General features: G+C 60.9%; 18 protein-coding genes and 1 other RNA gene. 10 read left to right on the top strand and 9 right to left on the bottom strand.

Annotated features, from left to right (window positions below):
- Positions 1-468 precede the first annotated feature (468 nt).
- From ubiI to QMZ29_RS17350, 4 genes are all read right to left on the bottom strand, one after another.
- Entirely contained in the window at positions 469-1,671 is a 1,203-nt protein-coding gene (ubiI, locus tag QMZ29_RS17365) for an FAD-dependent 2-octaprenylphenol hydroxylase (protein ID WP_147823250.1), read from the bottom strand.
- 78 nt (positions 1,672-1,749) lie between these two features.
- Positions 1,750-2,928, bottom strand: a complete 1,179-nt coding sequence (gene ubiH, locus QMZ29_RS17360; RefSeq protein WP_147823249.1) for a 2-octaprenyl-6-methoxyphenyl hydroxylase — start codon at positions 2,926-2,928, stop codon at positions 1,750-1,752.
- A gap of 1 nt (position 2,929) precedes the next feature.
- On the bottom strand, positions 2,930-4,246 hold the full coding sequence (gene pepP, locus QMZ29_RS17355) for a Xaa-Pro aminopeptidase (protein WP_025304153.1): 1,317 nt from the start codon (positions 4,244-4,246) through the stop codon (positions 2,930-2,932).
- A 55-nt stretch (positions 4,247-4,301) separates the two neighbouring features.
- A complete protein-coding gene (locus QMZ29_RS17350) occupies positions 4,302-4,880 on the bottom strand; it encodes a YecA/YgfB family protein (protein ID WP_025304154.1) in 579 nt (192 codons plus the stop codon).
- 319 nt (positions 4,881-5,199) lie between these two features.
- Here QMZ29_RS17350 and zapA point away from each other — a divergent pair, with 319 nt between their 5' ends.
- The 3 genes from zapA to QMZ29_RS17335 all read left to right on the top strand — a co-directional run bounded on the left by zapA (position 5,200) and on the right by QMZ29_RS17335 (position 6,413).
- A complete protein-coding gene (zapA, locus tag QMZ29_RS17345) occupies positions 5,200-5,529 on the top strand; it encodes a cell division protein ZapA (protein WP_004931621.1) in 330 nt (109 codons plus the stop codon).
- A 40-nt stretch (positions 5,530-5,569) separates the two neighbouring features.
- Positions 5,570-5,752, top strand: a non-coding RNA gene (gene ssrS / locus QMZ29_RS17340) — 6S RNA.
- 52 nt (positions 5,753-5,804) lie between these two features.
- The gene (locus QMZ29_RS17335) at positions 5,805-6,413 is read left to right on the top strand and encodes a 5-formyltetrahydrofolate cyclo-ligase (RefSeq protein ID WP_089196241.1); all 609 of its coding nucleotides are present in this window, start codon (positions 5,805-5,807) and stop codon (positions 6,411-6,413) included.
- Between the two features lie 47 nt (positions 6,414-6,460).
- Here the strand turns inward: QMZ29_RS17335 and serA are convergent, their stop codons facing one another.
- Both serA and rpiA read right to left on the bottom strand, forming a co-directional pair.
- Entirely contained in the window at positions 6,461-7,699 is a 1,239-nt protein-coding gene (gene serA / locus QMZ29_RS17330) for a phosphoglycerate dehydrogenase (protein WP_046687762.1), read from the bottom strand.
- Between the two features lie 292 nt (positions 7,700-7,991).
- Positions 7,992-8,648 (bottom strand): ribose-5-phosphate isomerase RpiA, encoded by a 657-nt coding sequence (gene rpiA, locus QMZ29_RS17325; protein WP_025304157.1) that lies wholly within the window; start codon positions 8,646-8,648, stop codon positions 7,992-7,994.
- 204 nt (positions 8,649-8,852) lie between these two features.
- Here rpiA and QMZ29_RS17320 point away from each other — a divergent pair, with 204 nt between their 5' ends.
- The gene (locus tag QMZ29_RS17320) at positions 8,853-9,746 is read left to right on the top strand and encodes a LysR family transcriptional regulator ArgP (protein WP_025304158.1); all 894 of its coding nucleotides are present in this window, start codon (positions 8,853-8,855) and stop codon (positions 9,744-9,746) included.
- 48 nt (positions 9,747-9,794) lie between these two features.
- On the opposite strand, the gene QMZ29_RS17315 is transcribed toward QMZ29_RS17320, so the two are convergent.
- From QMZ29_RS17315 to QMZ29_RS17305, 3 genes are all read right to left on the bottom strand, one after another.
- The gene (locus tag QMZ29_RS17315) at positions 9,795-10,526 is read right to left on the bottom strand and encodes an oxidative stress defense protein (protein ID WP_025160209.1); all 732 of its coding nucleotides are present in this window, start codon (positions 10,524-10,526) and stop codon (positions 9,795-9,797) included.
- A gap of 121 nt (positions 10,527-10,647) precedes the next feature.
- Complete coding sequence (gene argO / locus QMZ29_RS17310) at positions 10,648-11,265, bottom strand: arginine exporter ArgO (RefSeq protein ID WP_197769855.1); 618 nt, start codon at positions 11,263-11,265, stop codon at positions 10,648-10,650.
- A 124-nt stretch (positions 11,266-11,389) separates the two neighbouring features.
- Positions 11,390-12,208 carry an IclR family transcriptional regulator gene (locus QMZ29_RS17305; protein WP_025304160.1) on the bottom strand — a complete coding sequence of 273 codons (819 nt, stop codon included), beginning with the start codon at positions 12,206-12,208 and terminating at the stop codon, positions 11,390-11,392.
- A gap of 374 nt (positions 12,209-12,582) precedes the next feature.
- Here QMZ29_RS17305 and QMZ29_RS17300 point away from each other — a divergent pair, with 374 nt between their 5' ends.
- The 6 genes from QMZ29_RS17300 to QMZ29_RS17275 all read left to right on the top strand — a co-directional run bounded on the left by QMZ29_RS17300 (position 12,583) and on the right by QMZ29_RS17275 (position 18,940).
- Entirely contained in the window at positions 12,583-14,136 is a 1,554-nt protein-coding gene (locus tag QMZ29_RS17300; RefSeq protein WP_147823247.1) for a sugar ABC transporter ATP-binding protein, read from the top strand.
- Positions 14,129-15,211, top strand: coding sequence for an ABC transporter permease (locus tag QMZ29_RS17295; RefSeq protein WP_016930014.1), 1,083 nt, complete (start codon positions 14,129-14,131; stop codon positions 15,209-15,211). The genes QMZ29_RS17300 and QMZ29_RS17295 overlap by 8 nt, the downstream gene beginning before the upstream one ends.
- Positions 15,212-15,225: 14 nt before the next feature.
- A complete protein-coding gene (locus QMZ29_RS17290; protein WP_261426773.1) occupies positions 15,226-16,326 on the top strand; it encodes an ABC transporter substrate-binding protein in 1,101 nt (366 codons plus the stop codon).
- Positions 16,323-17,198, top strand: coding sequence for an SMP-30/gluconolactonase/LRE family protein (locus tag QMZ29_RS17285; RefSeq protein ID WP_170311444.1), 876 nt, complete (start codon positions 16,323-16,325; stop codon positions 17,196-17,198). The genes QMZ29_RS17290 and QMZ29_RS17285 overlap by 4 nt, the downstream gene beginning before the upstream one ends.
- A 256-nt stretch (positions 17,199-17,454) precedes the next feature.
- Positions 17,455-18,453: a 3-dehydro-L-gulonate 2-dehydrogenase gene (gene yiaK, locus QMZ29_RS17280; RefSeq protein ID WP_043142670.1), complete on the top strand. Its 999-nt coding sequence runs from the start codon at positions 17,455-17,457 to the stop codon at positions 18,451-18,453.
- Positions 18,454-18,466: 13 nt separating this feature from the next.
- Entirely contained in the window at positions 18,467-18,940 is a 474-nt protein-coding gene (locus QMZ29_RS17275) for a NanQ anomerase/TabA/YiaL family protein (RefSeq protein ID WP_025304166.1), read from the top strand.
- Positions 18,941-18,990 lie beyond the last annotated feature (50 nt).

The following is an 18,990-nucleotide window of genomic DNA, read 5'->3' as shown; positions in this document are numbered from 1 at the left end:
CTGCCACGCAATGCGGCGGAGCCTGGCTCGCGGCCCGATCGCCATGGCGCACTGACTGCTCAACACAAATGCTGCGCCGGGACGGGCGGAAACTGCGTGTAACCGCCGTGACGCAAACGATACCTTTCCCTCGAACTTATCATCGAACGACCACATTAACCATAAGTTAAAATAGGCTCATCGCCGTTCCCGGGCGGTAAAATGCCGGGGTAGTGTGCAGAGTTTTTCACTGGAAAAATGCGCCTTAAGGCACAAAATTAACAATTAAAGCGGTAAAACGCCGAAGTTATATAACAAACAGATGGCCGCGCATGGGATCCCGACTTTTGATAACCGAACATGGAATTAGAAAAAGTAATGATAAAAAGCGGCTGAAATTAGATTATTTCAAATGAAGGGTTATATAAGGAAAAGCGATGGAATAAGGCGAGAAGCGCGAGCCCGGTGCGGGCCCGCAGAAGGAAGGGATCAGGCAAGCCACTCGGGCAGATCGTTCAGGCCCATCGCCTGACGCACCAGCTTAGGCTTGACGCCCGGCAGGCTGTCCGCCAGCCGCAGGCCCACGTCGCGCAGCAGCTTTTTGGCCGGGTGGTTGCCGTCAAACAGTTCGCGGAAACCCTGCATGCTGGCCAGCATCACCGCCGCGCCATGTTTGCGGCGGCGCTCATAGCGGCGCAGATAGAGGTGCTGGCCGATATCCTTGCCCTGCCGCTGCAGGCGGCGCAGTTCGGAAATCAGCTCGGCGGCATCCATAAAGCCCAGGTTCACGCCCTGCCCGGCAAGCGGGTGCACGGTATGCGCCGCATCGCCCACCAGCGCCAGGCGGTGCGCGGCGAAGCTGCGCGCATAGCGGCCGGTCAACGGGAACGCCAGCCGTTCGCTTTCCAGGCTGCAAGCCCCCAGGCGCATGTCGAAGGTCATCGCCAGTTCGCGGTTGAATTGCTCCGGTTCCAGCCGTTTGAGCCGTTCGGCTTCTTCCGGCGTCACCGACCAGACGATAGAGCTCAAATGCGGATCGCTGAACGGCAGGAACGCCAGAATGCCGTCGCCGTGGAAAATTTGCCGCGCCGTCGCCTGATGCGGTTCTTCGGTGCGAACGGTGGCCACCAGCGCGTGGTGACGGTAATCCCAGAAGGTGAGCGGGATATCGGCATGCTGGCGCAGCCACGACTGGGCGCCGTCGGCGCCGATCACCAACCGGGCGGTCAGCATGCGCCCGTCCTCCAGCGTGACGAAGGCGTCATTTTCGCCCCATGCTACCTGCTTGAGCGCGGCCGGGGTAATCAGCGTGATGTCCGACAGGCTTTCGGCGCGTTTCCACAGCGCCTGCTGGATCACCGAATTTTCGATGATGTGGCCGAGATGGCTGAAGCCGCACTCGTCGCCGCGGAAAGCAATCTTGCCGAAGCTGTCGCGATCCCACACTTCCATCGCATTGTAGGAGCTGGCGCGCAGCTGGAGAATGTCGTCCCACACGCCGATGTGCTGCAGCAAACGCTCGCTGGCGGCATTGATGGCGGAGACGCGCAGGGCCGGCTGTTCCGACGGCGGCGCCATCTCCGGCTGGCGCTGCTCCAGCACCGCCACGCGCAGCCCGCTGCCCTGCAGGCCGCAGGCCAACGCCAGCCCCACCATACCGCCACCGGCGATAATCACGTCAAATGATTGCATGCTGCTCGATTTCCTTAAATAACGCGCGACGCCTTGCCGCGCCGCGCTTTGGGCGCGTTAAAGCGCCCGACCATGTCTCTAACGTTCCACCCAGCCCAGCGTACGCTTGGCGAAGGCATCGCGTATCGCCGGCAAACGCGCCATCGCCATCAGCCCCAGATTGCGCCCAATCACCAGCGGGCCATAACGGTTGGCGAACAGATGAATCAACCCGTCGGTCACGCCGATCGTCGCCTGTTGATCGTTTTGCCGCCGCTGCTGATAACGGCTCAGCAGTGCGTAACCGCCGGCGTCTTCGCCGCTGTCTGCCGCTTCCGCCAGCGTTTCCGCCAGCGACATCACGTCGCGCAGGCCAAGGTTGAACCCCTGCCCGGCGATAGGATGCAGCGTTTGCGCCGCGTTGCCCACCAGCGCCAGCCGGTGGCTGACATGGCGATCGGCGGTCAGCAGCCCGAGTGGATAACTGTGCCGTTTACCGGCCTTGAGGATACGCCCCAGCCGCCAGCCGAAAGCTTGTTGCAGCTCGGCGATAAAGCGCTCGTCGTCCCAGGCATCCACCTGGGCGCGATCTTCACGCGCATGGCACCACACCAGTGAACTGCGCCCCTGCGACATCGGCAACAGCGCCAGCGGCCCATAGCGGGTAAAGCGCTCAAAGGCGCGCCCCTGCGGATCTTCCGCCGTGGTGACGTTGGCGATGGTGGCGAACTGCGGATAGTCCTCCTGCCGCCACTGCACATTGCAGGCCTGCGCCAGCGCAGAGCGCGAACCGTCGGCCGCCACCAGCAACTGCCCGCGCAGACGCTGGCCGTTGTCCAGCAGCACTTCCGCCCGCTCTGCGGTGCGGATCACGTCCACCACCCGCGCCGGGCAGTGCAGCGTGACACCCGGCGCCTTGGCCAGCAGCGCGAACAGCCGCTGCCCGGCGTCGTGCAGTTCGATCACCTGGCCGAGCGCATCGACCTGATAATCCTGCGCCTGCAGATTGACGAAGCCGGCATGGCCGCGATCGCTGACGTGCACCTGAGTGATCGGTGTGGCGCAGTCGCGCAGCGCCGGCCAAACGCCGATGCGCGCCAGCTGTTGGCAGGTGCCCTGCGCCAATGCGATGGCGCGGGCGTCAAAGCCTGGGTGGTTGCGGTCATCCGGCCGAGTCGCCTCGACCAGATCTACCGCCATTCTTCCCTGAGTAAGCGACGAAATGGCCAGCGCCAGCGTCGCGCCCGCCATACCGCCACCAACGATAATTACGCTCATTTTATGACCTTGCCGCCGCCATCAAAGCCTCGATGGCATCGGCGTCTTTCACCACGGTGGCGGTCAGGTTTTCGTTGCCGTCGGCGGTGATCACGATGTCGTCCTCGATGCGGATGCCGATGCCGCGGTATTCCGCCGGCACGTCCGCATCCGGCGCAATGTACAGCCCCGGCTCCACGGTCAGCACCATGCCCGGCTCCAGCAGCCGATCGCGGCTCGGCGTGCCGTAGTGGCCAACGTCGTGCACATCGAGACCCAGCCAGTGGCTCAGCCCGTGCATGAAGAACTGACGGTGCGCCTGCTCGGCGATCAGCGAGTCGACTTCACCTTTCAATACGCCCAGCTCCACCAGCCCGACCACCATGATGCGCACCACTTCGTCATTGACTTCGCGAATGCTGGTGCCGGGTTTGAACAGTTCCAAAGCGCGCTGCAGCGACGCCAGCACAATGTCGTACACCGCGCGCTGCGGCCGGCTGAACTTGCCGTTGACCGGGAAGGTGCGGGTGATGTCGCCGGCGTACCCCTGGTACTCGCAGCCGGCGTCGATCAGCACCAGATCGCCGTCGCGCATCTGGCTCTCGTTCTCGGTGTAGTGCAGGATACAGCCGTTTTCGCCGCTGCCGACGATGGTGTTGTAAGACGGGTAACGGGCGCCGAGGCGGGTGAATTCATGATGAATTTCCGCTTCCAGCTGGTATTCGAACATGCCCGGGCGGCATTTTTCCATCGCGCGGGTATGCGCCAACGCGCTGATCTCACCGGCGCGGCGCATCACCGCCAGCTCTTCCGGCGACTTGAACAGCCGCATGTCATGCAGCCACGGCCGCCAGTCGGTAACGGTGGCCGGCGCCTGCAGGCTCTGGCGGAACCCCTTGCGCAGCTTGTCCAGCGCGCCGAACAGGATCTGATCGGCATAGGCGTATTCGCCCTGCGCGTGGTAGACCACGTCCAGGCCGTTGAGCAGCAGGTGCAGCTGGTCATTGATTTCATCGAACGGCAGCGCGCGATCCACGCCCAGCTTCGCCGGCGCGGCGTCTTGCCCCAGGCGGCGGCCAAACCAGATTTCCGCCGTCAGATCGCGCACCCGGTTGAACAACACGCTGTGGTTGTGCGTTTCGTCGCTTTTAATCAGCACCAGCACCGCTTCCGGCTCATTGAAGCCGGTCAGGTACCAAAAGTCGCTGTTCTGCCGATAGGGATAGTCTGAATCTGCACTGCGCGTCGTTTCCGGCGCAGAGAAAATAACCGCCGCGCTGGCCGGCGCCATTTTCGCCAACAGCGCCTGGCGGCGGTTGTTGAATTCCTGCTGAGTCATTACCTTCTCCTGAAATCATGCCATCCGCACCGCCGGCGGAGGGGCGATAGAACGTTTAGTGCAGCGTCGGTTTGATATTTTCCGGCGCCGTCGGTTTTTGACGGGTGAATTCGCCGTGGCACATGATGGCGGCAACCCGCACATACTCCGCTACTTCTTCCAACGACTGTTCCAATTCTTCCTGATCTTCGTCTTCGTCGTAGCCCAGCTGCGCGATGTTGCGCAGATCGTCGATCGCTTCACCGACCTCGTCTTTCACCTGAGCCAGCTTCGGCTGCATCATGCCCAGCCCGAGCAGGAAGTGGTTGACCCAACCGCCCAGCGCGTCGGCGCGATCGAACACGCTGACGATCTCCCCTTCAGGCAGCATCAGTTGGAACAGGAATTCGTCATCTTCCAGCGTGTCACGCGTCACTTCATACAGCTGCTGCAGCGGTTGGCTAAGCGCCTGCGGGAAGGCGACGCCTTCGTTGGTCAGATCGTGCACCAGCGCCTGCCAGCCGGCGTCACGGCTGCCGCCGCACAGCAGGCCGCTGATCAGGCCGTGCATTTCTGCCGCGGTCAGCGCCACCGACTGCTGGTTGAGGGCCACGGTCAAAGATTGGTAACTTGGAAATGTATTCTGTATAGACATGCGCATTCGTCATCGTTGGCAGGATAAGTTCGTGTTATGCTACCACCAAGGTCCGTCGCTATACCAGATAAGCGCGACACCTCAGTGGCTAGTTATAATCGCGATGTGGCAGGTTTCACACTGCGCCGGCGGGTGACGAAAGTGCGGTAAATACGCATTTTGAAACCCTTTTTTGACTGGCAATGTGCGCCACAGTAGATTACAACCAGGTACTGAAAAAGGGGTTGTATCTTGGTACCGAGGTATATATAGTGGCGCCCGCTTTGACGGCCCGGCCAGGGCGGACAAGGCTGGCGCGAAATTTAGGCAGGAAGGTGGCATGTCTGCACAACCGGTAGATATTCAAATTTTTGGCCGCTCGTTAAGAGTCAATTGCCCGCCAGAACAACAAGATGCGTTGAATATGGCGGCGGACGATCTTAACCAACGGTTGCAAGATCTTAAAGTTCGCACTAGAGTCTCCAATACTGAGCAACTGGTTTTCATCGCGGCATTGAACGTCTGTCACGAACTTGCTCAAGAACGGTTGAAAACCCGTGACTATGCGTCCAATATGGAACAACGCATACGGATGCTGCAGCAGACCATTGAACAAGCGCTGCTTGAACAAGGTCGCATCTCTGAACGTCAGGATGCACAATTCGAATAACTTAAGTTGTTGAAATCAAAGTTTCAGCAACGAGTACAAAATTTCTCTGAGATGTTCGCCAGCGGGCCAGTCCCCTGAGCCGATATTTAGTACAAACAGAATGTGTTGCTCCGCGATCGGTGAGCACGCTCGGTGCGCCGAGAAGCCTTAAGATTGCGACGGCACGTTCACCTTGAACCATGGGTTCAAGGGTTACAGCCTGCGACGGCATCTCGGAGATTCCCCTTCTCAGCGGTTTATGTGTGCTGAACGCCACACTGAGCAAGCCTGATACGATGTCTTTTCAACCCCAATTCGCGCAGCAGCGCCAAGCCATTCGTCAACTCATTCGCCAACGTCGGCGCGAGCTTACGCCGGGCCAGCAACGCTTTGCCGCAGACAAGATAACCGAACGCCTCGCCGCGCACACACGTATTCAGGCCGCGCACAACATCGCGGTATTTTTGTCGTTTGACGGCGAACTCGACACCGGGCCGCTGATCGAGCGTCTGTGGACGCTCGGCAAACAGGTTTACCTGCCGGTACTGCATCCGTTCAGTTCAGGACACCTGCTGTTTCTGCGCTATGCGCCGGAAACACCGCTGGTGCGCAACCGCTTCAATATTCTCGAGCCGCGGCTCGATGTGCGCCAGGTGTTACCGCTGGGCGAACTGGAGGTGGTGCTGACACCGCTGGTGGCATTCGATCATACCGGACAGCGTCTGGGCATGGGCGGCGGTTTTTACGATCGCACCCTGCAAAACTGGCGCAGCGGCGGCCCCTATCCCATCGGCCTGGCCCATGATTGCCAGCAGGTGGAGCACCTGCCGACCGAGCACTGGGATATCCCGCTGCCGGAAATCCTCACCCCGCTCTGCAGCTGGGCGTGGCACGAGCCCAAATAGAAAAGGCCGGATCGCTCCGGCCTTTTTCGTTGCGGCGAGCCGCCGAATCAGAACAGCAGACGGGCGCGAATGGTGCCGTCGATGGCCTTCATGCGCTGCAGCGCAGCGTCGGCGCGTGCGATTTCCGCTTCGATGTCGATCACCACGTAGCCGATTTCCGGCCCGGTTTGCAGATACTGGGCGGCGATGTTAACCCCCTCTTCGGCGAAGATCTGGTTAATCTGCGTCAGCACACCCGGACGGTTTTCGTGGATGTGCAGCAGGCGGCTGGCGTTCGGACCATGCGCCGGCAGCGACACTTCCGGGAAGTTGACGGCGGACAGAGTCGAACCGTTGTCGGAGTATTTCGCCAGCTTGCCGGCCACTTCGTCGCCGATGTTCTCCTGCGCTTCCTGCGTGGAACCGCCGATGTGCGGCGTCAGCAGCACGTTATCGAACTCGCACAGCGGCGAGTTGAACGGATCGCTGTTGGTCGCCGGCTCTTCCGGGAAGACGTCGATCGCCGCGCCCGCCAGGTGATTGCTGGCCAGCGCGTCGCACAGCGCGGGAATATCCACCACGGTGCCGCGCGAGGCGTTGATCAGAATCGCGCCCGGCTTCATCAGCGCCAGCTCTTCCGCCCCCATCATGTTCTTGGTGGCCAGCGTTTCCGGCACGTGCAGCGTCACCACGTCGCTCATATTGAGCAGATCGGACAGATGACGCACCTGCTGCGCGTTGCCTAACGGCAGTTTGTTCTCGATATCGTAGAAGAACACCTTCATGCCCAGCCCTTCGGCCAGAATGCCCAGCTGGGTGCCGATGTGGCCGTAGCCGATGATGCCCAGCTTTTTGCCGCGCGCCTCATAAGAGCCCACGGCCAATTTGTGCCACACGCCGCGGTGCGCCTTGGCGTTGGCGGCCGGAATGCCGCGCAGCATCAACAGCAGCTCGCCCAGCACCATTTCGGCCACGGATCGGGTATTGGAGAAGGGGGCGTTGAAGACCGGAATACCGCGTTTGGTCGCCGCTTTCAGATCAACCTGGTTGGTGCCGATGCAGAAGCAGCCCACCGCCACCAGTTTTTCTGCGGCGGCGAACACCTCTTCGGTCAGATGCGTACGCGATCGGATGCCGACGAAGTGTGCATCGCGGATGGATGCCTTCAGCGATTCGGTGTCTAACGCACCCTTGTGGTATTCGATGTTGGTATAACCGGCGGCACGTAAATTATCGACCGTGCTCTGATGAACCCCTTCCACCAACAGGAATTTAATCCTGTCTTTCTCCAATGATACTTTTGCCATTTACCCGACCCTATGTTCAGACTTCAGAAGCGGCTGTGACGACACAGCTCCCATCCAACATAACAAAAATAACGCGGGCGGCAATACAAACGATTGCCTGCCCGGCAGGACAAGGCGCAGCGTTGATGGCGGTTTACGGCAGAAAATGCCATAGGGAAAGTTTTCAGCAGAAGCTTTGGGGAGTCAGCTTTCACAATGTGACATAAGTCACCAAATTTGCCGTTTTTCAGAAAAGATATTTTAACCGAAGAATTATGCGGCCCGGCACTACCGGGCCACAGACGGCAGAGGCTTATTTGACTACTTTCACGCCTTCCGGGGTGCCGACCAGCGCCACGTCCGCGCCGCGGTTGGCGAACAGCCCCACGGTCACCACGCCGGCGATGCCGTTGATCTTGTTCTCCAGCGCGATGGCGTCGGTGATGCTCAGGTTATGCACATCGAGGATCACGTTGCCGTTGTCGGTCACCACGTTCTGGCGATACTCCGGCAGGCCGCCGAGTTTCACCAGCTCGCGCGCCACGTAAGAGCGAGCCATCGGGATCACTTCCACCGGCAGCGGGAACTTGCCCAGCACGTCCACCTGCTTGCTGGCGTCGACAATGCAGATAAATTTCTTGGCGATGGCGGCGATGATCTTCTCGCGCGTCAGCGCAGCGCCGCCGCCCTTGATCATCTGCATATGGCCGTTGATTTCGTCCGCGCCGTCCACGTAGATATCGAGCGAGTCCACTTCGTTGCTGTCGAACACGTGGATGCCGAGGCTTTTCAACTTGGCGGTGGAGGCGTCTGAGCTGGACACCGCGCCTTCGATCTGGTGCTTGATGGAGCCCAGCGCGTCAATAAAGTGGGCGGCGGTAGAACCGGTGCCGACCCCGACGATGGTGCCCGGCGTCACGTATTCCAGCGCCGCCCAGCCCACCGCTTTTTTCAGTTCATCCTGCGTCATAATATGTCCCTTGCCTCTGTACGAAAACGTGTGCGTATTATAGGGTAAAACGCTATTTTTCACGCCGGCAGGATCACACTTATTTACCGCAGCCCGCATTTTTACCCGCTTGGCGGCGAGCTGGGGGCGTGATTTTTCCACCTGCGCCGTGCGCAAAATGTGGCATAGTGCCGGTATCATTCTAATTTAAGGGATATCTTTCCGATGAAACGCCCAGACTATCGTACGCTGCAAGCGCTGGACGCGGTGATCCGTGAGCGCGGCTTCGAGCGCGCCGCGCAAAAACTCTGTATCACGCAATCGGCGGTATCCCAACGCATCAAACAGCTGGAAAACCTGTTCGGCCAACCGCTGCTGGTTCGTACCGTGCCGCCGCGCCCGACCGAACAAGGGCAAAAGCTGCTGGCGCTGCTGCATCAGGTGGAGCTGCTGGAGGAAGAGTGGCTCGGCAATGACACCGGCGTCGATACGCCGCTGCTGCTGTCGCTGGCGGTCAACGCCGACAGTCTGGCAACCTGGCTGCTGCCGGCGCTGAAGCCGGTGCTGGCGGACTCCCCCATTCGCCTGAATCTGCAGGTGGAAGATGAAACCCGCACCCAGGAGCGGCTGCGCCGCGGTGAGGTGGTGGGCGCGGTGAGTATTCAGCCGCAGCCGCTGCCGAGCTGCCTGGTGGATCGGCTGGGGGCGCTGGACTACCTGTTCGTGGCCTCCCGCGGCTTCGCCGAGCGCTATTTCCCGAACGGCGTCACCCGCTCCGCGCTGCTGAAAGCGCCGGCGGTGGCCTTCGATCATCTCGACGACATGCATCAGGCATTCCTGCAGCAGAACTTCGATCTGTCGCCGGGCAGCGTGCCCTGCCACATCGTGAACTCATCGGAAGCCTTCGTGCAGCTGGCGCGTCAGGGCACCACCTGCTGTATGATCCCGCATCTGCAGATCGAAAAGGAGCTGGCATCCGGTGAACTGATCGATCTGACGCCCGGGCTATACCAGCGCCGCATGCTGTACTGGCACCGTTTCGCGCCGGAAAGCCGCATGATGCGCAAAGTGACCGACGCGCTGCTGGAACACGGTCATCTGGTGCTGCGTCAGGATTAAAACGAAAAAAGGTTCGCCGCAGCGAACCTTTTCTTCAATACGATAACCTTACTGCGCGGCGTTACGCTGCAGCTCGAACACCACGTCCACCTGATCGTCGAAGTGAATGCTTTGCTGTTCATAGGTTTGCGCCGCGTCGCTTTCCGCCGCCGCACCGGCCGCCTTATACATCCGCGCCACCGGCATCGGCTGGTAGTTGGCGACCCGGTAGCGAATGCTGTACACCGGTCCCAGCTTGGCGTGGAAGCCTTTGGCCAGGGATTCGGCCTGCTGAGTCGCGTTCTCGATAGCTTTTTGCCGCGCCTGCTCGCGATACACGTCCGGCTTGGCGACGCCCAGCTCCACCGCGCGGATCTCGTTCAGGCCGGATTTCAGCGCACCGTCCAGCAGCTCGTTCAGCTTGTCCAGCTGACGCAGGGTCACCTGCACCTGGCGCACCGCCCGGTAGCCCTTCAACACCGACTCGCCGGTTTTCAGGTAATCGTATTCCGGCTGGGTGCGCAGGTTGGCGGCACTGATGTCTTTCTTCTCGATGTTGTTTTTCTGCAGGAAATCAAAGTACTGCGCCACGCGCTCGTCCACCTGCTTCTTCGCCTGGGCGGCGTCTTTGGAGGAAACGCTCACTTCGATCGCCAGGGTGGCGATATCCGGCGTGGCGTCCACGCTGGCGGTGCCGGAGGTGACGACGTGCGGCCCTTCAGGCACTTCAGCCGCCTGCAGCGCCATCGGTAACGTCCCTAATCCGACCATTGCGGCCATAGCCAATGCTTTTAGCTTCACAGTGTCTCCTTAATGACAGGCTGTCTCTGATCGCCGGCTTTTCCCTGTGAGAACCGCCGGATTCCTGGCATCAAACGTAGCATATCGCACGGCGTTTTGAATTCGGATTAGTGACAAATTCTTATAAATTTGCCCCCTGCCAGGCCAGCTGCAGCGCGATGCCCCACATCACCAGCCCGACCAGCGCGTTGATGATGCGCTGCGCCCGCTGCGTGTTCAGCCACGGCGCCAGCCAGGAGGCCAGCAGCGCCAACCCGAAGAACCACAACGCCGACGCGCTGACCGCGCCAAGCGCGAACCAGGAACGCACGTCCGCCGTCAGCTGCCCGCCCAGGCTGCCGAGCACCACAAAGGTATCCAGATAGACGTGCGGGTTCAGCCAGGTGACCGCCAGCATGGTGACCACGAGGCGCCAGCGGCTCTGCGCCAGCTCCTGCGCCGCGGCCTGCGCAGGTTGCGGGCTGAAGGCGGAACGGAACGCGCCCCAGCCGTACCACAGCAGAAACGCCACCCCGCCCCAGGTGACCAGCGCCAGCAGCAACGGCGAGCGGGTCAGCAATGCGCTGCCGCCGAAAATACCGGCGCAGATCAGCACGATATCGCTCAACGCGCACAACGAGGCAATCATCAAATGATACTGGCGGCGAATGCCCTGGTTCATCACGAATACGTTCTGCGGGCCCAGCGGCAGGATCATGGCGGCGCTCAGGGCAAAGCCCTGCAGGAAGACGGCTAACATGGGGATTCCTCGAATGATAAAAGGCGCCGGACGAGGGCGCGTGTCGGTCAACACGCGCATCATACGAGGAAGCGATCATTAGGTGAAATTGATGTTTCTAATCCAGTATCAGAGATGCTAATACTTAAATCGGCGTGACGAACCCCAGCTCCTGAGAGATGCGTTGCGCGGTGGCCAGCACCGGTTTAATCAAGCTTTTGACGCCGATCTGCTGCAGCTTGGCGGTCGGCAGAGAAACCGACACCGCATAAGGCACGCGCTGTTGAATATCGAACACCGGTGCTGCCACGCAGGAGACCCCCAGCTCGTTTTCCTCGCGATCCATCGCCATGCCGCGCTGGCGAATATCGGCCAGTTCCTCATACATCTTCGGCAGCTCGGTAATGGTATTGCGCGTCAGCGTCTGAATCTCTTGCTGGTGAGTCTGCCAGTAGTGAGCCGGGTAATCATCGTTGCCGTAAGCCATGAAGATTTTACCCATCGCCGAACAGTACAGCGGCATATGCTGGCCGATATAGGCGCGGGTGCGCATCATGCCGGTGGTCGGCTCCAGCTTGTAGATCAGGATGACGTGGTCGTCTTCGCGGCTGGAGAAGTTGACCGTCTCCCCCACTTCCAGATTCAGCTGTTCCAAATGCGGCGCGGCCACGTGAATGATGTTGAGTGACGACAGCGCCTTCTGGCCGATGGAAATGAACTTGGTGGTCAGGCGGTAGCTGCCCGGCGACGGCGCCTGGGTCACATAGCCGCTGGTGTGCAACCCCTGCAGCAGGCGGTGCACCGTGCTCTTGTTCATGCCGGCCAGTTCGGACAAATGCGCCAGCGGACATCCGTTGGGGAAATTACTCAGGATCTCAATCAACTGCAAACCGCGGAACAGGCTTTGGCTGCCCAGCGGTTTGTCTTTCTTGTCATCTTTCTCGTCGACGGCTTTCAGGCTCATAGCGAAAATCTCTCCAGTGTCGAACCGCCAACCGGCGCTGCGGCAAAGTCAGCAGGCTCTTTGCCGGGCATGTTACCCCAAGGCCCGCATCAGGTGAAGACGGAACGCCGTTTCATTGTCCGCAGCGGGATAAAAATCCGCAATATTTCCCCCGTGTTGAAGTGAGCCATCGGTCACACTTCCGTAAAGTAAAAAATAACTCATTGTTTAATAACAATAATTAAAACCTCGCCGCCTTTGATTTAGCGCAACGAACGTCATATTATTTTTGAAATTGAATTTCGCATATTGAAATTTAAAGACCAGATACTCACCAGTAGTTTGGCTAATTTGCCCGACATCTTCGCACGGGCACGACACCAGGGGCGCATCACATGACTATGGATAATGCGGCACAACCCATCCTTACCCTCAGCCACATCGTCAAACGATTTGGCGGCAACGTGGCGGTCAACGACGTCAGCCTGCAGGTGATGCCGGGCGAAGTTCTGGCGTTGCTGGGCGAAAATGGCGCCGGCAAATCGACGCTGATCAAAGTGCTGGCGGGCGTCTACCCGCGCGACGGCGGCGATATTCGCTTTCAGGGCGCAAGCATCGCCTCCGCCGCCGCGATAAAAAGCACCAGCCGCCAGCCGATCGCCTTTATTCATCAGGATCTCGGCCTGATCGAATGGATGACGGTGGCGGAGAACATGGCGCTGGTGATGGGGTTTCCCCGCCGCTTTGGGCTGATCGACTGGCGCGCCATTCGCCGCCGGGCGGCGCAGGCGCTGCAAGACGTCGGCATCGCGCTCGATCCCGATGCGCGCGTCTTCGAACTGTCGCGCACCGAAAAATCGCTGCTGGCGATCGCTCGCGCGGTGGCGGTCAACGCCGAGCTGCTGGTGCTGGATGAACCGACCGCCTCCCTGCCCGCCAACGACGTGCGTCATCTGTTCGCCGTGATCAACCGGCTGCGCACCAAAAAGGTCGGCATGATTTATGTCACCCACCGTCTGGACGAAGTGATCGAAATCGCCGATCGGATCTGCGTGATGCGCGACGGGCGCTATGTCGCCGGCGGTCGCACCGCCGACTACTCGCTGCGCGATCTGGTGCAAACCATCGTCGGCGAAGCGATGGCGGACGATCAGCGCGAACCGCTGCCGGAACATCGTCCGCCGGTGCTGCAGCTCGATAGCGTCACGGTGGGCGACATCGGCCCGGTGAGCTTCGACTTGCAGCCGGGCGAGATGCTGGCGCTGGCCGGCCTGCGCGGGGCCGGGCAAGAAGAGATTGGCCGGCTGCTGTTCGGGTTGCGCCAGGCCGACGGCGGCGCGATTCGGTTTCGCGATCGGCCCTATCTGGCGAGCACCCCGCAGCAGGCGATGGCCTGCGGCGTTTCGCTGGTGGCGGGCGATCGCACCGGCGAAAGCCTGGTGATGTCGATGACCGTGCGTGAAAACCTGTTTATCAACCCCTGCGCCAGCGGCCACCGGCTGCTCTCCCGCTACGGGCGGCGAGCGGAGATCGGCGCCAGTTGGTGGAAGGTGCAGCTGTTCGACGTACGCCCCAAGGACGTCAATATCGATATCAGCGCACTGTCCGGCGGCAACCAGCAAAAGGTGGTGATGGCGCGCTGGATGCATCTGGGGGCGCCGCTGCTGATCCTGGAAGATCCCACCGCCGGCGTGGACGTCGGCGCGCGCGCGGAAATCTACCATCTGCTGAATAAATCCCTGGCGGAAGGCGTGGCGGTGCTGGTTATCTCCAACGATTTCGAGGAGATCGCCCATATTTGCAACCGCGCACTGGTATTCAACCGCGGGAAAGTGGTCGGCGAGCTGAAAAATCAGCAGGTGTCATTCGCCAATTTATTGGAGCTGGCCTCTGCCAGCACCGGGGAAAGCGTCGCAATCACGTCAGAATCCGAGGTAGGCCATGTCTAAAACATCCGTTAAATCAACCGCGCTGGAGCAGCGCGTCAGTCTGGCGCAGGACGGTGCCGGCCCGTGGCTGATGCAGGTTCTCACCCGCTATGGCCTGCTGCTGCTGTGCATCGCGCTGGTCGTGCTGTTCTCACTGCTCACCCCCTCCTTCGCATCGATGCTGACGCTGCAGGCTATCTTGTCGAGCAAGGCCAAAATCGCCCTGTTGGCGCTGGCGGCGACCATCCCGATGATCGTGGGCAAGATCGATCTTAACGTCGGTTTCGGCATTGTGCTGTGGCACATTCTGGCGATCACGCTGCAGGTGGAATACGGCTTCTCCTGGCAGATGGCGGTGCTGACGGTGCTGGCGATCTCGGCGCTGTACGGGTTGCTGAACGGCATTCTGGTGGCGCTGGCCGATATCGACAGCTTCGTCGCCACCCTCGGCTCCGGCACCGTACTGTACGCCATTGCCCTGTGGCACTCCGGTGGGCGGCAGATCGTCGGCGACTTGCCGGATGCCTTCATCGCGCTGCACCACACCGAGATCGCCGGCATTCCGATCGTGGCATTTTACGTGCTGATCGTCGCGGTGGTGCTGTGGCTCATCACCGAACACACCCCGCTCGGCCGCTGCATGTATGCGGTGGGCGGCAACCCGGCGGCGGCGCGCCTGAACGGCATCTCGGTCAACCGCTTTACCATCGGCGCCTTCATCGCCTCCAGCGTGCTCACCGGTTTCAGCGGCGTGTTGATCGCCGCCGAACAGGGCGTCGGCCAGGCCAGCGTCGGCATGGACTATCTGCTGCCGGCGCTGGTCGGCGCCTTCCTCGGCAGCACCACCATTCGCCCAGGGCGCGTCAACGTCTGGGGCACCGTGGTCGGCATCGCCATTCTGGCTATCGGCATCGCCGGCATTCAGCAGTTCGGCGGCGAATTCTGGGTTGAGCCGCTGTTCAACGGCGCGACGCTGTTGCTGTCGATCACTCTGGCCGGCTATGCCCAACGCCGTCGGCTGCTCAATCAGAAAGCGGTACAACGCAGCCAGGCGACGCCGGCTGACAACAACAATCAGACAGCGACCCACCCTTAAACCAGGAGCACACCATGAAACGCATTTGGCTGTTACCGGGGTTCACCACATTCTTGCTCACCGCATCGCCGGCCTGGGCCGACGCCTATCTCGATCAGGCCACCGCCGCCGTCGCGAAGGCTACCGCCAGCGCCACCCAGTGGGACGGCCCCACCAGCGGCCCGCAGCTGCAGGCCAACAAGAAGATCATTTTTATCGCCTCCGACATGAAGAACGGCGGCGTGCAAGGGGTGCAACAGGGGCTGAGCGAAGCGGCAAAAGCCGCCGGCTGGAAGCTGGAAACGCTCGACGGCGGCGGCTCGGTGAAAGATCAGCTGGCATCGCTCAATCAGGCCATCGCCCAGAAACCGGACGGCATCGTGATCGGCGGCTGGAACCCTAACGTCGCCAAGATCCCGCTGAAAAAGGCCGTACAGCAGGGCATCGTGCTGACCGCCTGGCATGCGGTGCCGGAACCGGGCCCCATCGCCAAATACAACGTGTTCTATAACGTCACGTCGGATTCCAACGAAGTGGCGCGCATCGCCGCGCAATACGCGGTGGTGCAGTCCGGCGGCAAGGCGAGCGTGTTGATCTTCACCGACTCGCTGTACCAAATCGCCTTGGACAAGGCCAACGTCATGAAAGAAGAGATCGCCAAATGCAGCGGCTGTACGCTGCTGGAATTCATCGACACGCCGCTAGCCGATACCGCCAACCGCATGCCGGCGATGACCTTCAGCCTGCTGCAGAAGTACGGCGACAAATTCCAATATGCGCTGGCGATCAACGATCTGTACTTCGACTTTATGGCGCCGGCGCTGAAGACCGCCGGCAAAGGCGGCAAGAACGCGCCTTACAACGTGTCGGCCGGCGACGGTTCAATCTCCGCTTACCAGCGTATCCGCTCGGGCGACAGCCAGTCGGCGACGGTGCCGGAGCCCTTGAAGCTGCACGGTTGGCAACTGCTGGACGAATTCAACCGCGCCTTCGCCAAGCAGCCGCCTTCCGGCTACGTGACCCCGGCGCATCTGGTCACCCGCGACAATATCGCCGCCGACGGCGGCGCCAATAACCTGTATGACCCGCAAAACGATTACCAGGGCCACTACAAAGCGATCTGGGGCGTGAAGTGAACGGCGGCATTCGGCATTCATTGCGCACGCACGCTCAGCTCGAGCGCTTGTGCTCACCGGCGATTTGGGCCGAAGGGCCGGTCTGGCTGCCGCAAGAGGATGCGGTGGTGTTCAGCGACGTGAAAGGCAATCGCATGTTCCGCTGGTCGCGCCGGGGTGAGCTAAGCCTATACCGCTCGCCGTCGCACTACGCCAACGGCAATGCGCGCGACGGCGAGGGGCGTGTGGTCAGCTGTGAACACGGGCGGCGCGGCATCAGCCGCACCGAAAGCGATGGCGAAGTGCGCCTGTTGATCGACCGCGTCGACGGCAAGCGCTTTAACTCGCCGAACGACGTGGCGGTGTGTTCCGACGGCACCCTGTGGTTCACCGATCCGCCCTACGGCATCATCGGCGACGAAGAGGGTTACAAATCGGAAAGCCAGGTGATCGGCTGCTATCTCTACAGCTTCGATCCGCGCGACGGTTCGCTGACCATCGCCGCCTGCGACCTGCAGCGCCCGAACGGCCTGGCGTTTTCACCGGATGAAAAATGGCTGTACGTGGCGGACATGTCGATCGTGGATTTTCCGACGCTGGGCCGCCGCGAGCTGCGCGTCTATGCGGTCAACGGTCGCGAGCTGGAAGCCGGCCGCCGTTTTGCAACCGTGGAACCCGGTTTCCCGGACGGCTTCTGCGTCGATCGGGCCGGCAATCTGTTTTGCAGCTGCGCCGACGGCGTGCTGGTCTTCGATCCAGAGGGGCGACAGATCGACAAAATCAGCGTGCCGGAACGCGTCTCCAATTGTACCTTCGGCGGCCCGAACGGCGATGAACTCTATATCACCGCCACCACCTCGCTCTACCGCATGGTGCTGAACACCCGCGGTTAACCGGGGTCTCGCAAGACGCAGGGTGGGTTTTGATCCGCCCTGCTTTGTCACGTCTGAAGCACGCCATCTCCACCAAAACGTGGCGGCGATCACAAAATCACCACTCAATTTTAACGTCATGTTTTTCATGAATAATTTTACTCCCCCTTGCTTTGACTTCCCTGAATCACCGGGATAGCATTTATTTGAAATGCAATTTCGCATATTGAAATTTAGCGAACCAAAAACAGACGATTCGCACAGGCGGAGAACCGGCATGAGAGTGAGTTACAGCGAGTTAAAACAGCAATTCAAACGCGTGCTGCTGGCGCGCGGCGTGGCGGAACCTATCGCCGACGACTGCGCCGGCATGTTCGCCGACACCACCGCCAGCGGCGTTTACTCCCACGGCGTTAACCGCTTTCCGCGCTTTATTCAGCAGCTGGACGCCGGCGATATCGTGCCGGACGCCGAACCCAGCAAACTGTTGTCTCTGGGGGCGATCGAGCAATGGGATGCGCACCAGGGCATCGGCAACCTTACCGCCCGCCGCATGATGGATCGCGCCATGCAGTTAGCCGACGAGCATGGCATCGGCCTGGTGGCGCTGCGCAACGCCAACCATTGGATGCGCGGCGGCGGTTACGGCTGGCAGGCGGCGGAGAAAGGCTATATCGGCATTTGCTGGACCAACTCGATCGCCGTGATGCCACCGTGGGGCGCCAAAACGTGCCGTATCGGCACCAACCCGCTGATCGTCGCCGTGCCCGGCAACCCGATCACCATGGTGGACATGTCGATGTCGATGTTTTCCTACGGCGCGCTGGAGCTGAACCGGCTGGCGGGCAAAACCCTGCCGGTGGACGGCGGCTTCGACAACGACGGCCGCCTGACCCGCGATCCGGCCACCATCGAAGAGAACCGGCGCATTTTGCCAATGGGGTATTGGAAAGGATCGGCGCTGTCGATCGTGCTGGACATGATCGCCACCCTGCTGTCCGGCGGCGCCTCGGTGGCGGAAGTGACGGAAGATCACCGCGACGAATACGGCGTCTCGCAGGTGTTCATCGCAATTGAGATAGACCGGTTGATCGACGGCGACAGCCGCGATCAAAAACTGCAGCGCATCATGGATTACGTCACCAGCGCCGAACGGGACAACCCCGACGTCGCCATTCGCCTGCCGGGCCACAAGTTCCCGCGCATTCTGGAAGAAAACCTGCGCGACGGCATTCCGGTTGACGAACGAGTCTGGGCGCGCATTCAGGCGCTGTAACGGGAGGATCATCATGATATTCGGCCACATCGCCAACACCGCGCCCGAGCAGTACCCGACGCCGGTCGCCAACGCCGTCGCCTATTTGCAGCGCACCGATTTCAGCGTCTTGCCCGCAGGGCGCTATGAAGATCCCGCCACCGGCTACGTGGTGCAAGTGCTGGATCTGCATACCCAACCACCGGATGCGCTACGCCCGGAAGTCCACCGGCAAAACGTCGACGTGCAGTTTCTGGTCAGCGGTACCGAGCTTATCGGCGTAGCGGCGGACAACGGCGACAACGTCATTCATCAGGAACTGCTGGCGCAGCGCGACATCCTGTTTTATCAGGACGTGGCCGACGAATCCTGGCTCACGATGCGCCCCGGCAATTTCGCGGTATTTTTTCCGCAGGACGTGCATCGCCCGGCCTGCATTAACCAACGCCCCTGCGCGATACGCAAGGTGGTGGTGAAGATACCGCTGGCGTCGTTTAGCGCCCGATAGACGCAGCACCCGTAACGATAACAACACCGGTCCATGAGGCCTGTGCGGGC

Source organism: Serratia sp. PF-27 (assembly GCF_030053255.1).
GTDB lineage: Bacteria > Pseudomonadota > Gammaproteobacteria > Enterobacterales > Enterobacteriaceae > Serratia > Serratia bockelmannii.
Note: the sequence above shows the minus strand (reverse complement) of the source record. Positions and strands in the feature narration are given on the sequence as shown.

What these genes read in the sequence shown, in the direction of transcription:
- QMZ29_RS17305 (WP_025304160.1), bottom strand. Translation starts at nt 12,208, where the DNA reads ATGAGCCTGAAAGCCGTCGACGAGAAAGATGACAAGAAAGACAAACCG.
- rpiA (WP_025304157.1), bottom strand. Translation starts at nt 8,648, where the DNA reads ATGACGCAGGATGAACTGAAAAAAGCGGTGGGCTGGGCGGCGCTGGAA.
- serA (WP_046687762.1), bottom strand. Translation starts at nt 7,699, where the DNA reads ATGGCAAAAGTATCATTGGAGAAAGACAGGATTAAATTCCTGTTGGTG.
- yiaK (WP_043142670.1), top strand. Translation starts at nt 17,455, where the DNA reads ATGAGAGTGAGTTACAGCGAGTTAAAACAGCAATTCAAACGCGTGCTG.
- ubiH (WP_147823249.1), bottom strand. Translation starts at nt 2,928, where the DNA reads ATGAGCGTAATTATCGTTGGTGGCGGTATGGCGGGCGCGACGCTGGCG.
- QMZ29_RS17350 (WP_025304154.1), bottom strand. Translation starts at nt 4,880, where the DNA reads ATGTCTATACAGAATACATTTCCAAGTTACCAATCTTTGACCGTGGCC.
- QMZ29_RS17295 (WP_016930014.1), top strand. Translation starts at nt 14,129, where the DNA reads ATGTCTAAAACATCCGTTAAATCAACCGCGCTGGAGCAGCGCGTCAGT.
- ubiI (WP_147823250.1), bottom strand. Translation starts at nt 1,671, where the DNA reads ATGCAATCATTTGACGTGATTATCGCCGGTGGCGGTATGGTGGGGCTG.
- QMZ29_RS17300 (WP_147823247.1), top strand. Translation starts at nt 12,583, where the DNA reads ATGACTATGGATAATGCGGCACAACCCATCCTTACCCTCAGCCACATC.
- zapA (WP_004931621.1), top strand. Translation starts at nt 5,200, where the DNA reads ATGTCTGCACAACCGGTAGATATTCAAATTTTTGGCCGCTCGTTAAGA.
- QMZ29_RS17290 (WP_261426773.1), top strand. Translation starts at nt 15,226, where the DNA reads ATGAAACGCATTTGGCTGTTACCGGGGTTCACCACATTCTTGCTCACC.
- QMZ29_RS17275 (WP_025304166.1), top strand. Translation starts at nt 18,467, where the DNA reads ATGATATTCGGCCACATCGCCAACACCGCGCCCGAGCAGTACCCGACG.
- argO (WP_197769855.1), bottom strand. Translation starts at nt 11,265, where the DNA reads ATGTTAGCCGTCTTCCTGCAGGGCTTTGCCCTGAGCGCCGCCATGATC.
- QMZ29_RS17335 (WP_089196241.1), top strand. Translation starts at nt 5,805, where the DNA reads ATGTCTTTTCAACCCCAATTCGCGCAGCAGCGCCAAGCCATTCGTCAA.
- QMZ29_RS17320 (WP_025304158.1), top strand. Translation starts at nt 8,853, where the DNA reads ATGAAACGCCCAGACTATCGTACGCTGCAAGCGCTGGACGCGGTGATC.
- pepP (WP_025304153.1), bottom strand. Translation starts at nt 4,246, where the DNA reads ATGACTCAGCAGGAATTCAACAACCGCCGCCAGGCGCTGTTGGCGAAA.